Source organism: Pantoea piersonii (genome assembly GCF_003612015.1).
Taxonomy (GTDB): domain Bacteria; phylum Pseudomonadota; class Gammaproteobacteria; order Enterobacterales; family Enterobacteriaceae; genus Pantoea; species Pantoea piersonii.
In genome coordinates, this window is the sequence record NZ_RARB01000008.1 from 74,133 (window position 1) to 87,874 (window position 13,742).

Consider the following 13,742-nt stretch of genomic DNA (forward strand, 5'->3'; position numbering starts at 1 on the left):
GCCAGCCCTGTTTCGTATGCAGAGTCACAGACGCACAAAAGAACTGGAATCGCATGAACCCCATCCTCATTAATAAGCTTCAGCGCAAACTGGGCTACACTTTTACTCATCCGGAACTCTTGCAACAGGCGTTAACGCACCGCAGCGCCAGCAGTAAGCACAACGAGCGTCTTGAATTTCTCGGTGATTCCATTCTCAGCTATGTGATCGCCAATGCGCTCTATCATCGCTTTCCTCGCGTCGACGAGGGCGATATGAGTCGCATGCGCGCGACGCTGGTGCGTGGCAACACGCTGGCAGAGATGGCGCGAGAATTTGACCTCGGCGAATGCCTGCGTCTGGGACCGGGCGAACTGAAAAGCGGCGGATTCCGCCGTGAATCGATCCTGGCGGATACGGTGGAAGCGCTGATTGGCGGTATCTTTCTCGACAGCAATATCCAGACGGTGGAGAAGCTGATCCTTGACTGGTATCAGACGCGCCTCGAGCAGATTAGCCCGGGCGACAAGCAAAAAGATCCGAAAACCCGCCTGCAGGAGTATCTGCAGGGGCGTCACCTGCCGCTGCCGTCCTATCTGGTGGTGCAGGTGCGTGGCGAAGCCCACGATCAGGAATTCACCATTCACTGTCAGGTGAGTGGCATGGCTGAACCGGTGGTGGGCGTAGGCTCAAGCCGCCGTAAAGCAGAACAGGCTGCTGCCGAACAGGCGTTAATCAAGCTTGGTCTCGAATAGCAACATCCCGGCGCCTGAACAGGCGCTGAATAAGTCAGGACTCGAATGAGCGAACAGAACACCTATTGCGGCTTTGTCGCGATTGTCGGCCGACCCAACGTCGGCAAATCCACCTTACTGAACCAGCTACTGGGGCAGAAGGTGTCGATCACCTCGCGTAAGCCGCAAACCACGCGTCACCGCATTATGGGCATCCACACCGAAGGCGAATATCAGGCGATCTACGTGGATACGCCCGGGCTGCATATGGAAGAGAAGCGCGCCATCAACCGCCTGATGAACCGCGCGGCCAGCAGTTCTATCGGCGATGTCGAGCTGGTGATCTTCGTGGTCGAAGGCACGCGCTGGACGCCGGACGATGAGATGGTGCTCAACAAGCTGCGCGACAATAAAGTGCCGGTCGTGCTGGCTATCAACAAAGTGGACAATATTCAGGATAAAAGCATCCTGCTGCCGCACCTGCAGTTCCTCAGCCAGCAGATGGACTTCCTCGATATCGTGCCGATTTCCGCAGAGAGTGGGAAAAACGTCGATACCATCGCCGCGATCGTGCGCAAGCGTCTGCCGCAGGCGGAGCACCACTTCCCGGAAGATTACATCACCGATCGCTCGCAGCGCTTTATGGCGTCAGAGATTATCCGTGAGAAGCTGATGCGTTTCCTCGGCGCCGAACTGCCTTACTCGGTAACGGTCGAAATCGAGCAGTTCGTCTCTAACGAGCGCGGCGGCTATGATATCAACGGCCTGATCCTGGTTGAGCGCGAAGGGCAGAAGAAGATGGTGATTGGCAACAAAGGCGCCAAAATCAAGACCATCGGTATCGAAGCGCGCAAAGATATGGAAGAGATGTTTGAAGCGAAAGTGCATCTCGAACTGTGGGTCAAAGTTAAATCGGGCTGGGCCGACGACGAACGTGCGCTGCGCAGCCTGGGCTATGTAGACGACCTCTGATCCTATGGAAGGCTGGCAACGCGCCTTTGTGCTGCATAGTCGCCCCTACAGCGAAACCAGCCTGCTGCTCGATCTCTTCAGCGAAAGCCATGGGCGGGTCAGGGTGCTGGCGAAAGGGGCGCGCGCGCGTCGCTCGCAGCTGAAAGGCACGCTGCAGCCCTTTACGCCGCTGCTGGTGCGCTGGACCGGGCGCGGCGAAGTCAAAACCCTGACCAAAGCCGAAGCGGTCTCGCTGGCGCTGCCGCTCAGCGGCATCACGCTCTACTGCGGCCTCTACGTTAACGAACTGCTGTCGCGCGTGCTGGAGCAGGAATTTCCCTTCTCAGAACTCTTTTTCGACTATCTGAACTGCCTGCAGACGCTGGCGTCGGGTGAAAGCTCGCCTGAACCGGCGCTGCGCCGTTTTGAGCTGGCGCTGCTCGGCCATCTCGGTTACGGCGTCGACTTTTTGCACTGCGCCGGCAGCGGCGAACCTGTCGCCGACGCGATGACCTACAGCTACCGCGAAGAGAAAGGCTTTATCGCCAGTCTGGTCGCGAACCAGCGCAGCTTTACCGGCCGCCAGCTACGCGCGCTGTGGGAACGCGATTTCCCGGACGCTGACACGCTGCGCGCTGCCAAGCGTTTCACCCGTATCGCGCTGAAGCCCTATCTGGGCGGCAAACCCTTAAAGAGCACCGAACTGTTTCGTCAGTTCGTGCCGAAAAAGCGGCCGGATGCGGCAAGCCCGTAGCGCTGTGCCTGCGCCGCGCGCCGCGGTACACTCTGATTTTACGACATAGTTAAGCTGAGGACTGTCATGGCTGAGTTGCTGTTAGGGGTCAACATCGATCATATCGCCACGGTACGTAACGCCCGCGGCACCCACTATCCCGATCCGGTGCAGGCGGCTTTTGTCGCCGAGCAGGCGGGCGCGGAAGGCATTACCGTGCACCTGCGTGAGGATCGCCGCCACATTACCGATCGCGACGTGCGTATTCTGCGCGACACTATCCAGACGCGCATGAACCTGGAGATGGCGGTCACCGATGAGATGGTCGGTATCGCCTGCGATATTAAGCCGCATTTCGTCTGCCTGGTGCCGGAAAAGCGCGAAGAGGTAACGACCGAAGGCGGCCTCGACGTGGCGGGCCAGCAGGACAAAATCAATGCGGCGGTTAAACAGCTGAGCGAGGCGGGCATTCAGGTTTCGCTGTTTATCGACCCCGATCATCGCCAGATTGAGGCGGCGGTCGCCAGCGGCGCGCCCTATATCGAAATTCACACCGGCGCCTACGCCGAGGCGGCGGAAGGTCTGCCGCGCGAGGCCGAGCTGGCGCGCATCCGTCACGCCGCCACGTTTGCCGCCAGCCTGGGACTGCGGGTTAATGCCGGTCATGGGCTGACCTACCACAACGTACAGCCCATCGCCGCGCTGCCGGAGATGCACGAGCTGAATATCGGCCACGCCATTATCGGCCGCGCGCTGTTCAGCGGTCTGGCCGATGCGGTAAAAGAGATGAAGCTGCTGATGCGGGAAGCGCGTCGCTAATGGCTATTCTCGGACTGGGCACCGACATCGTCGAAATCGAGCGCATCGCCGGCGTGATTGAACGTTCCGGCGATCGCCTGGCGCGACGCGTGCTGAGCGAAGCCGAGTGGCAGCAATATCAGCAGCACCAGCAGCCGGTGCGCTTTCTGGCTAAGCGCTTCGCCGTCAAGGAAGCCGCGGCCAAAGCCTTTGGCACCGGCATTCGCGGCGGGCTGGCTTTTAATCAGTTTGAAGTTTACAACGATGCGCTGGGCAAGCCCGGACTGCGCTTTTTCAACCACGCCAGCGAAGTGGCGGAAAAGCTAGGCGTCAGACAGGTACACGTCACGCTGGCGGATGAACGCCACTACGCCTGCGCAACGGTGATTATCGAAAACTAGTGGTGCAGCACCACGAACTTCTCCCACAGCGCATCGCGCGATTCGATGTGCTGTGGATCGATAATAATGGTGTTGTCGATAGGGCAGACGCTCTGACAGGTCGGCACGTCGTAATGTCCGACGCACTCAGTACAGCGGCTGGCGTCAATCTCATAGATCTCCGCGCCGAGGCTGATCGCCTGGTTGGGACATTCGGGTTCGCACATATCGCAATTAATGCATCTGGCGGTAATCAGCAGCGCCATCATTTCACCTGATCAGCTAAAAACGGCGCCATTATACTCGCGTTCGCCGCTTAGTTCAGCTTTTTCACCAGCGCTTCGCTATGGCGGATATGGCTGGCAGCGCGTTCCGGATCGTTCTGCACCAGCGCCATAAACAGCAAATCGGTCAACGCCAGCTGCGCCGTAGTCGAGGAGATAGCGGCGCTGCGCGTGCTCTGCTCCTCCGCCACGGTATAGAGACAGTGGGTCGCAGTCTGCTGCAGGCTGTTGGGCGTAAAGCCGGTAAACGCCAGCACGTAGGCGCCGATCTGTGCGGCTTCCTGCGCCGCCAGATTGATCTCTTTCCGCTCGCCGGTGTAGGAGATCGCCAGCAGCACGTCGCCGGGACGCATCGCCTGCACGCTTGCCAGCAGCGCGTGCATATCCTGCTCCGCCACCGCATTGATGCCGATCTTCATCAGCTTCCAGGAAAAATCTTTCGCCACCAGTCCGGAGGCGCCAATGCCCACCAGCACGATGCGCTGGGCGTTTTTCAGCAGGTGCAGCGTCTCGGTCAGTTTCTCTTCGCTGTTGATATCGAGCGTGGCGCGAATAGCGGAAAGCTTTTCGGTTAGCAGCTTCTCGCCCACCGTTTTTAGCGAATCATCGCTAAGTATATGGTTATGCACGGTAATGGCGTCGCGATCCGCCAGCGATTCGCTCAGCGCCAGCTTAAGCGCGGGAAACCCCTTATAGCCCAGCTTTTGCGCGAATTTCACCACGCTCGACTGGCTCACTCCCGACTCTTCAGCCAGTTTCTGCGAGCTGAGATGGCGCGCCCGATCCGGCTGTGACAACAGAAAATCCGCCAGCCGGCGCTCGTTTAGCGCCAGACGCGGATAGAGCTGACGAATGCGCAGCAATGAGCTCATGCCTGGTCCTCGTTTAAGTATCCTGCCGCAAGATGCGTATATCCGCTGAAGAATAAACTATTCATCTGGCATTGTAGTAGCTGGAATTAAAAATAGCCGCCGTCGCCGCTGCGGCGGTTGATGGCTACAATAAGGAGCAGGGTGGAGAACAAAACTAGAAGGAGCGTTTTTTGACCAAAGGTACACAACGTCGCGTCGTGTTTTTCGATCTGGACGGCACACTACACCAGCAGGATATGTTTGGCACCTTTATGCGCTACCTGCTGTGGCGCCAGCCGCTTAACTTACTGCTGGTGGTGCCGCTGTTGCCGGTGGTGGGGCTTGGCTTGCTGATTAAAGGGCGCGCGGCGCGCTGGCCGATGAGTCTGTTGCTCTGGTCGATCACCTTTGGCCGTTCAGAGCGTACTCTGCTGCGGCGCGAAGCGGAGTTTGCGCAGTGGTTCCGTCAGCGCGTGACCGCCTTTCCGGTGGTGCAGCAGCGTCTGACTGACTATCTGAGCAGCGACGATGCCGACGTATGGCTGATTACCGGCTCGCCGCAGTCGCTGGTGGAGCAGGTCTACTACGATTCGGCGTTCCTGCCGCGCGTGAAGCTGATCGCCAGCCAGATGCAGCGTGGACTGGGCGGCCGCGTGCTGGCTATGCGCTGTCTCGGCCATGAGAAGGTGGTTCAGCTTGAGGAGCAGATCGGCACGCCGCTGCAGCTCTACAGCGGCTACAGCGACAGTAAGCAGGATAATCCGCTGCTCTTTTTCTGCCAGCATCGCTGGCGCGTAACGCCGCGCGGCGAACTTCAGCAGCTGGAGTAGGGTTTCATCTTCGAATCTGCGCGCGGGATCGCTATAATGCGCCGCTTTGCTGCTGCCGGGAGTGGGCCTGCGTGAATCAATCTCAAGACGAATACTGGATGCGCCATGCGCTGCGGCTGGCGCGCATGGCCTGGGAGCAGGGCGAGGTGCCGGTCGGCGCGGTGCTGGTGCAGGGCGATCGCGTTATCGGCGAAGGCTGGAACCGGCCCATCGGCCAGCACGATCCTACCGCGCACGCCGAAATTATGGCGCTGCGCCAGGGCGGCAAGGTGCTGGAAAATTATCGCCTGCTTGATACCACGCTCTACGTGACGCTGGAGCCCTGCGTAATGTGCGCCGGCGCGATGGTGCACAGCCGCATCGGGCGGCTGGTTTACGGCGCCAGCGATGAGAAGACCGGCGCGGCTGGCTCGCTTATGGACGTGCTCGGCCATCCCGGCATGAATCATCAGATCACGCTGCAGAGCGGCGTACTGGCGGATGAATGCGCGGCAATGCTGAGCGACTTTTTCCGCATGCGGCGCGAGCAGAAAAAAGCGCTGCGTCAGGCGCAGCGCGGAACGGAATGATGGTGCGCGACGCGTCTGAGCGAATACCCCAGTCTCAGTTCATCGCAATTTCCGGCTCGACCGCCGGATAACCGCTGCCCAGCTCCGCTTCCTGCGCGGATCGCTGGGCAAGGCGTTTTTCCTGCTCCTGCAGATACCCCACCAGGCTCAGCTGATACTTACGGATATTTTCCACGTAGTTGTAGGCTTCCTGACCGCGTGCGTAGCCGTAAGTGGTCTGCGCGTAATAGCGCTTCTGGCTCAGCATCGGCAGCCGCAGCTTTACGTCCGCCCAGCTGTCGGCATTGCCGCCCTGTTTCGCGGTAAGTTTGCGCGCGTCCAGCATATGGGCGTAACCCATGTTATACGCCGCCAGCGCGAACCAGATGCGCTCCTCCTCGGGAATGGTGTCGGGCACCTTTTCCATCATGCGTTGCAGATAGAGACTGCCGCCGCGAATGCTCTGTTCGATATCGGTGCGATCCTCAACGTTCACGCTATCGGCGGTGTTGCGCGTCAGCATCATCATGCCGCGTACGCCGGTAGGGGAGGTCGCCAGCGGATTCCAGTGCGACTCCTGATAGGATATTGCCGCCAGCAGTCGCCAGTCGATGCTGGCCGCATACTTCTCAAACAGCGGCTTGATCTCCGGCAGCGTCACGTCAATAGCGCGTAAAAAGGTGCGGGTATCAACGTAGTCGAAGGTGCCGACGTGGCCAAGATACTTCTCCTCCAGGCGCGCCATCGCCCCTTCTTCGCCCATAGAGTTGAAGAAGTCGAGCATGGCGGCATCCAGGCTGCTGTCGTCACTGTGTGGCACATACCAGGTGACCGGCTCCTCATCGGTGACGTCGAACGCCACCGCCAGCTGCGGATGGATGCGCTGCAGCAGGGCGATGGTGACGGAGTCGCCGATGGTGTAGTCGAGCTTGCCGTCGGCTACCGCTTCCAGCAGGGCTTTAGGCGCCTGGTCGGTGGAGATAACCCAGTTAAGATCGGGATATTGCTTATCGCGCGCCGCTTTCAGCGACGAAAGGTAGGCTGAGCCGGAAGCGACTCTGAGCTCGCCTTTCAAATCGCCGAGATTCTTCGGGCGCGGCTTATCGACGCGATAGACCAGCTGCTGGGACACGGAGTAGTAGCTCGGCCCGGTTTTGTAGCGCGTCAGCCTCTCATCGTTGTAAATCAGACCCGCCGCCAGCAAGTCCGCCTTGCCGTCGTCAAGATCGTCAAACAGATCGCTGAGGTTTGGACGCACCGTAACCTTGAGCTTAACGCCCAGGTAGTCGGCAAAACGTTTCGCCAGTTCATAATCCATACCGGCCGGAGCTTTATTAACGGTGTAGTAAGTCAACGGGGAATTGATGGTACTGATACGCAGCACTCCCCGTGATTTTATCTGGGAAATCGCATCCTGTCCGTTGCCGTACCACGGGACAGATGGCCACAAAGCCATCGCCAGCAGCAAGGTGACAAGACCGATAAACAGATAGTTTAATTTTAGGCGTTTCAAATAGTTGTCTCTCGCTGGCTCTAAGGCCTCTGTCTTTTAAAGGCAGTATTGATCTTTTTTAAACTCTCAGAGCGAGGGGCATTTTGCGCAACTCAGCAGCGCAGAGCAACTTATAAAGCAGGTTTTGCGCAAATTTCAGGCAATTCCGTGGTCAGAGAAATTATGCGCAAACGGTTTCGTCGGACGGGGTGTTTCTCTATAATACCGCCCGTTTTCTGCTGTTGTGCCCCTTGAAGCGTCGCACGGCGCTCTGACGAGAGATTAAATGATGGAAATTCTGCGTGGTTCGCCCGCCCTGTCGGCATTTCGTGTAAACAAACTGCTGACCCGCTTTCAGGACGCTCACCTGCCGGTGAGTGACATTTACGCCGAGTACGTCCATTTTGCCGATGTCAGCGCACCGCTGAACGCTGATGAAAAAGCGCGCCTGCAGCGCCTGCTGAAATACGGTCCTTCTCTCGCCGAACATGCGCCGCAAGGCCGTCTGCTGCTGGTCACGCCGCGTCCCGGCACTATTTCGCCCTGGTCTTCCAAAGCGACAGATATCGCGCACAACTGCGATCTGCCACAGGTGCGACGCCTTGAGCGCGGTCTGGCTTTCTATGTGCAGGCGCCGCAGCTGACGGAAACGCAGTGGCAGGCGCTTCAGTCGCTGCTGCACGACCGCATGATGGAGACCGTCTACAGCGATTTTTCGCAGGCGGAGGCGCTGTTCGCCCATCATGAGCCGCAGCCGCTGAAGAGCGTAGACGTGCTGAATAACGGCCGCCAGGCGCTGGAAGAAGCTAACCGTACGCTGGGGCTGGCGCTGGCGGACGATGAAATCGACTACCTGCTGGAGGCTTTCCAGCGCCTCGGACGCAACCCGAACGACATCGAACTCTATATGTTCGCGCAGGCCAACTCTGAGCACTGCCGTCATAAAATCTTTAACGCCGACTGGATTATCGACGGCGAAAAACAGCCGAAGTCGCTGTTTAAAATGATTAAAAACACCTTTGAGACCACGCCGGATCATGTGCTGTCAGCCTATAAAGACAACGCAGCGGTTATGGAAGGCTCAGAGGTAGGGCGCTTCTTCGCCGACGCGCGCAAAGGCGAATATGAATACCATCAGGAAGCGGCGCATATCCTGATGAAGGTAGAAACCCATAACCACCCGACGGCGATCTCGCCGTGGCCAGGTGCGGCGACCGGCTCCGGCGGCGAAATCCGCGACGAAGGCGCCACCGGCCGCGGCGCGAAGCCGAAAGCCGGTCTGGTCGGTTTCTCCGTGTCGAACCTGCGTATTCCAGGCTTTGAGCAGCCCTGGGAAGAGGATTTCGGCAAGCCAGACCGCATCGTCAGCGCGCTGGACATCATGACCGAAGGTCCGCTGGGCGGCGCGGCGTTCAATAACGAATTTGGGCGTCCGGCGCTGAACGGCTATTTCCGCACCTATGAAGAGCAGGTCAACAGCCATAACGGCGTTGAGCTGCGCGGCTATCACAAGCCGATTATGCTGGCGGGCGGCATCGGCAATATCCGCGCCGACCACGTGCAGAAAGGTGAAATTACCGTCGGCGCGAAGCTGATCGTACTGGGCGGCCCGGCGATGAATATCGGTCTGGGCGGCGGCGCGGCCTCATCTATGGCCTCCGGCCAGTCAGACGCCGATCTCGATTTCGCCTCGGTGCAGCGCGACAATCCGGAAATGGAGCGCCGCTGTCAGGAGGTGATTGACCGCTGCTGGCAGATGGGCGAAGAGAACCCGATTCTCTTTATCCATGACGTAGGCGCGGGCGGCCTCTCCAACGCCATGCCGGAACTGGTGAGCGACGGCGGACGCGGCGGTCGTTTTAACCTGCGCGATATCCTTAACGATGAGCCGGGCATGAGCCCGCTGGAAGTGTGGTGTAACGAGTCGCAGGAGCGCTACGTGCTGGCGGTGGCGCCGGAGAAACTGGCGGAATTCGACGCGCTGTGTCAGCGCGAGCGCGCCCCTTACGCCGTTATCGGCGAAGCGACCGAAGAGCAGCACCTGAGCCTGAGCGACAGTCATTTCGACAATACGCCGATCGACATGCCGCTTGACGTACTGCTGGGCAAAACGCCGAAAATGACGCGCGACGTAGTGACGCAGCAGGCAAAAGGCGAGCCGCTGCTGCGCGACGGCATTACCCTCAGCGATGCGGTAAACCGCGTGCTGCATCTGCCAGCCGTGGCGGAGAAAACCTTTCTCGTTACTATCGGCGACCGTACCGTGACCGGTATGGTGGCGCGCGACCAGATGGTCGGCCCGTGGCAGATCCCGGTCGCGAACTGCGCGGTCACTACCGCCAGCCTCGACAGCTATCACGGCGAAGCCTTTGCGTTGGGCGAACGCGCCCCGGTCGCGCTGCTCGATTTCGCCGCTTCGGGCCGTCTGGCGGTGGGCGAAGCGCTGACCAACCTTGCGGCGACGCAGATTGGCGATCTCAAGCGCGTGAAACTCTCCGCTAACTGGATGGCCGCTGCAGGTCATCCGGGCGAAGACGCAGGCCTCTACGAAGCGGTCAAGGCAGTAGGCGAGGAGCTTTGTCCTGCGCTCGGCATCACTATCCCGGTGGGCAAAGACTCTATGTCGATGAAAACCCGCTGGCAGGAAGGCGTCGAGCAGCGCGAAATGACTGCGCCGCTGTCGCTGGTGATCACCGCCTTCGCCCGCGTGGAAGATGTGCGCCGCACCGTGACGCCGCAGCTGCAGGCGGAGGGTGAAAACCTGCTGCTGCTGATCGATCTCGGCAACGGCGCGAATACGCTGGGCGCGACCGCGCTGTCGCAGGTCTATCGTCAGCTGGGCGACAAACCGGCCGACGTGCGCGATGCGCAGCAACTGGCGGGCTTCTTCAATGCGATGCAGACGCTGGTAGCGCAGCAGAAACTGCTGGCTTACCACGACCGTGCAGACGGCGGTCTGCTGGTGACGCTGGCGGAAATGGCCTTTACCGGCCACTGCGGTATCGATGTCGATATCGCCGCGCTGGGCAGCGACGCGCTGGCGGCGCTCTTTACCGAAGAGCTGGGCGCGGTTATTCAGATTAAAGCGGAAGATCGCGATGCGGTTGAGAAGGTGCTGGCGGAGCAGGGACTGGCAGGATGCAGTCACGTTCTGGGCAGCGCACAGCGCGGCGATCGTTTTGTTATTCGTTTCGGCGACAGCGCGATCTACAGCGAAAGCCGCACCACGCTGCGTACCTGGTGGGGCGAAACCAGCTGGCAGATGCAGCGTCTGCGCGATAACCCTCTCTGCGCCGACCAGGAGCACGAGGCGCGTAAAGACGATAACGATCCCGGCCTGAACGTTCACCTGACCTTTAAACCGGAAGAGGATATCGCCGCGCCGATGATCGCCACCGGCGTGCGTCCGCGCGTCGCGGTGCTGCGTGAGCAGGGCGTTAACTCCCATGTTGAAATGGCGGCTGCCTTCCACCGCGCTGGCTTTACGGCGGTTGACGTGCATATGAGCGATCTGCTTGCGGGGCGTCGGGGACTGGAGGAGTTCCAGGCGCTGGTGGCCTGCGGCGGTTTCTCTTATGGCGACGTACTGGGCGCTGGCGAAGGCTGGGCAAAATCCATTCTGTTCAACAACCGCGTGCGCGATGTGTTCGAGAACTTTTTCCATCGTCCGCAGACGCTGGCGCTTGGCGTGTGCAACGGCTGCCAGATGATGTCGAATCTGCGCGAGCTGATCCCGGGCAGTGATCTCTGGCCGCGCTTTGTGCGCAACCAGTCCGAGCGTTTTGAAGCGCGTTTCAGCCTGGTTGAAGTGGCCGTCAGCCCGTCTCTGCTGCTGGACGGCATGGCAGGCTCGCATATGCCGATTGCGGTCTCTCACGGCGAGGGCTTTGTTGAAGTGCGCGACGGCGCACATCTGGCCGCGCTGGAGTCGAAAGGTCTGGTCGCGCTGCGCTTTATCGATAACTACGGTAAAGTCACCGAAGCCTACCCGGCTAACCCGAATGGTTCGCCTCACGGCATTACGGCGGTAACGAACGAAAGCGGACGCGTCACGATTATGATGCCGCACCCGGAGCGCGTATTCCGTACGGTGAGCAACTCCTGGCATCCGGCTGAGTGGGGCGAGGATAGCCCGTGGATGCGCATTTTCCGTAATGCGCGTAAGCAGCTAGGATAAATCTGGTAAGCGGGCAAAAAGGAGACAGCGATGTCTCCTTTTTTTATGAGTGTTGGGAAACAGCGACATTTCCCCTGTTGGTTGTCTCTAAAAGGCGACATATATCTTACTGATAGATAAGACATAAGCGCGTGATGGGCAGATGTGTTGGGATTTGGCGACAGATAGGCGCTTCGCGTTTCGCGCTTCACGGCAGGAATAGCCGCTAACGCTGGCAACCGTCTGAAAAAGAATACTATTTATTTTCTGGCACGAAGTTTGCTAATATCACTACGTGGCTCATTCTCCTGTTTATGATTGCCCCGCACCGCGGCAGAGCTCATAAAAACTGAATGACGCACCAAACGGAGCCTGCCGTCCACCAGCCGATAATCGCTTGCTTTGCAACGTTATCAAGCATCGGGCGAAACGTTGAGTTAGGCTCCACCTCTTTTTCGGCGATGCTGCGGCGTCGCTCTCACGGCAGGCCAGAAGGCCTGCCGTTTTCATTTCCGCTCTATCTTCCACCGGCGGACTTCGCTAGCATCCTTACAGCGTTTATTAAAGGAAGCGACCGCGTGAGAAGATGGCGTTTATTTCCCCGATCGTTGCGCCAGCTGGTGCTGATGGCGTTTTTACTGGTGCTGTTGCCGCTGCTGGTGCTGGCATGGCAAGCCTGGGAAAGCCTGTCGGCCTTAAGCGATCAGGCTGTCGACACCAATCGCAATACCTTTACCGATGTGCGGCGCAGCGAGGCGATGGCGCGTACCGCGCTGGAGCTGGAGCGCAGCTATCGCCAGTATTGCGTGCTGGGCGACGCCACCCTGTCGCGCCTCTATCAAACCCAGCGCGCGCGATACAGCCAGATACTCGATTCCCATGCTTCCAGCCTGCCCGCGCTGGCGGCGTTCCAGACGCTGCGTGCAACGCTGCCGCAGTTAACCGATTTGCAGTGCGATAACGGTAATCCGGTCGCTGCAGCCTCGCAGGCGCTGGAGCGCTTTTCCGCCGCTAATGCGCAGCTGGTGCAGGAGACGCGTGAAGTAGTGTTCGCGCGCGGGCTGCAGCTGCAGCGCGAAATCGCCGATCGCGGCCAGTTTTTCGGCTGGCAGGCGCTTATTCTGTTTATCGTCAGCCTGGCGCTGGTGCTGCTTTTCACCCGTATGATTATCGGACCGGTCAAAAGCGTCGAGCGCATGATCAACCGTCTCGGCGAAGGGCGCGAACTGGGCGCGAGCGTGGCCTTTCGCGGACCGCGCGAACTGCGCTCGCTTGGTCAGCGCATCGTCTGGCTTAGCGAGCGGCTGGCGTGGCTGGAGACGCAGCGCCATGAGTTTTTGCGCCATCTCTCCCACGAGCTGAAAACGCCGCTCGCCAGCCTGCGCGAAGGTACCGAGCTGCTGGCGGACGAAGTGGTCGGCGCGCTGAACAGCGACCAGAAAGAGGTGGTGGCGATCCTGGACACCAGTAGCCGTCATCTGCAGCGCCTGATTGAACAGCTGCTCGACTACAACCGTAAACAGTCAGAAGGTCCTACGACGCTGGAAGCGGTGGATATTATCGACCTGGTGGATATGGTGGTGAGCGCCCATGCGCTGCCGGCGCGCGCTAAGCTGATGCATGTGCATTGCGATCTACAGGCGAAGCGCTGCCTCGCCGAACCTGTGCTGCTGATGCGCGTGATCGATAACTTATACTCTAACGCCGTGAACTATGGCGGCGAATCCGGTAGCATCTGGCTGCGCAGCCAGCTGCACGGCGATAAAGTATGGATAGAGGTGGCTAACAGCGGCACGCCGATCCCCGCGAAAGAACGGGAAATGATATTCGAACCCTTTTTTCAGGGCAGTCTGCAGCGTAAAGGGCCGGTTAAAGGCAGCGGGCTGGGACTGAGCATCGCTAAAGATTGTCTGCGTCGCATGCAGGGGGATCTGCAGCTGGTTGACAGCCAGGACGCCGACGTTTGTTTTCGTATCGTACTGAATCACACAGCCGGGAATCTCTGA

12 protein-coding genes are annotated in these 13,742 nt (G+C 59.4%); 9 read left to right on the forward strand and 3 right to left on the reverse strand.

Annotation, left to right across the window (positions count from 1 at the left end; genetic code table 11):
- Nucleotides 1-53 precede the first annotated feature (53 nt).
- From rnc to acpS, 5 genes are all read left to right on the forward strand, one after another.
- Nucleotides 54-734 (forward strand): ribonuclease III, encoded by a 681-nt coding sequence (rnc, locus tag D7S44_RS18890; RefSeq protein ID WP_081142359.1) that lies wholly within the window; start codon nt 54-56, stop codon nt 732-734.
- A 45-nt stretch (nt 735-779) separates the two neighbouring features.
- On the forward strand, nt 780-1,685 hold the full coding sequence (gene era, locus D7S44_RS18895) for a GTPase Era (RefSeq protein ID WP_120457486.1): 906 nt from the start codon (nt 780-782) through the stop codon (nt 1,683-1,685).
- A gap of 4 nt (nt 1,686-1,689) precedes the next feature.
- Nucleotides 1,690-2,418 (forward strand): DNA repair protein RecO, encoded by a 729-nt coding sequence (gene recO / locus D7S44_RS18900; RefSeq protein ID WP_120457488.1) that lies wholly within the window; start codon nt 1,690-1,692, stop codon nt 2,416-2,418.
- Nucleotides 2,419-2,484: 66 nt separating this feature from the next.
- The gene (gene pdxJ, locus D7S44_RS18905; RefSeq protein WP_120457490.1) at nt 2,485-3,216 is read left to right on the forward strand and encodes a pyridoxine 5'-phosphate synthase; all 732 of its coding nucleotides are present in this window, start codon (nt 2,485-2,487) and stop codon (nt 3,214-3,216) included.
- Nucleotides 3,216-3,596, forward strand: coding sequence for a holo-ACP synthase (acpS, locus tag D7S44_RS18910; RefSeq protein ID WP_120457492.1), 381 nt, complete (start codon nt 3,216-3,218; stop codon nt 3,594-3,596). Before pdxJ ends, acpS begins: the two co-directional genes overlap by 1 nt.
- Here the strand turns inward: acpS and D7S44_RS18915 are convergent.
- Nucleotides 3,593-3,841, reverse strand: a complete 249-nt coding sequence (locus D7S44_RS18915; protein WP_120457494.1) for a YfhL family 4Fe-4S dicluster ferredoxin — start codon at nt 3,839-3,841, stop codon at nt 3,593-3,595. The two genes, acpS and D7S44_RS18915, sit on opposite strands and share 4 nt — an antisense overlap.
- 50 nt (nt 3,842-3,891) lie before the next feature.
- A complete protein-coding gene (locus D7S44_RS18920) occupies nt 3,892-4,731 on the reverse strand; it encodes a MurR/RpiR family transcriptional regulator (protein ID WP_120457495.1) in 840 nt (279 codons plus the stop codon).
- 170 nt (nt 4,732-4,901) lie between these two features.
- Here D7S44_RS18920 and yfhb point away from each other — a divergent pair, with 170 nt between their 5' ends.
- Nucleotides 4,902-5,540: a phosphatidylglycerophosphatase C gene (gene yfhb, locus D7S44_RS18925; RefSeq protein WP_120457497.1), complete on the forward strand. Its 639-nt coding sequence runs from the start codon at nt 4,902-4,904 to the stop codon at nt 5,538-5,540.
- Between the two features lie 71 nt (nt 5,541-5,611).
- Nucleotides 5,612-6,109 carry a tRNA adenosine(34) deaminase TadA gene (tadA, locus tag D7S44_RS18930; protein WP_120457498.1) on the forward strand — a complete coding sequence of 166 codons (498 nt, stop codon included), beginning with the start codon at nt 5,612-5,614 and terminating at the stop codon, nt 6,107-6,109.
- A 34-nt stretch (nt 6,110-6,143) separates the two neighbouring features.
- On the opposite strand, the gene mltF is transcribed toward tadA, so the two are convergent.
- Nucleotides 6,144-7,601: a membrane-bound lytic murein transglycosylase MltF gene (gene mltF / locus D7S44_RS18935; protein WP_120457500.1), complete on the reverse strand. Its 1,458-nt coding sequence runs from the start codon at nt 7,599-7,601 to the stop codon at nt 6,144-6,146.
- Nucleotides 7,602-7,866: 265 nt separating this feature from the next.
- Here mltF and purL point away from each other — a divergent pair, with 265 nt between their 5' ends.
- Both purL and D7S44_RS18945 read left to right on the forward strand, forming a co-directional pair.
- Nucleotides 7,867-11,757: a phosphoribosylformylglycinamidine synthase gene (gene purL / locus D7S44_RS18940; protein ID WP_120457501.1), complete on the forward strand. Its 3,891-nt coding sequence runs from the start codon at nt 7,867-7,869 to the stop codon at nt 11,755-11,757.
- Between the two features lie 557 nt (nt 11,758-12,314).
- Nucleotides 12,315-13,742, forward strand: coding sequence for a sensor histidine kinase (locus D7S44_RS18945; protein ID WP_120457503.1), 1,428 nt, complete (start codon nt 12,315-12,317; stop codon nt 13,740-13,742).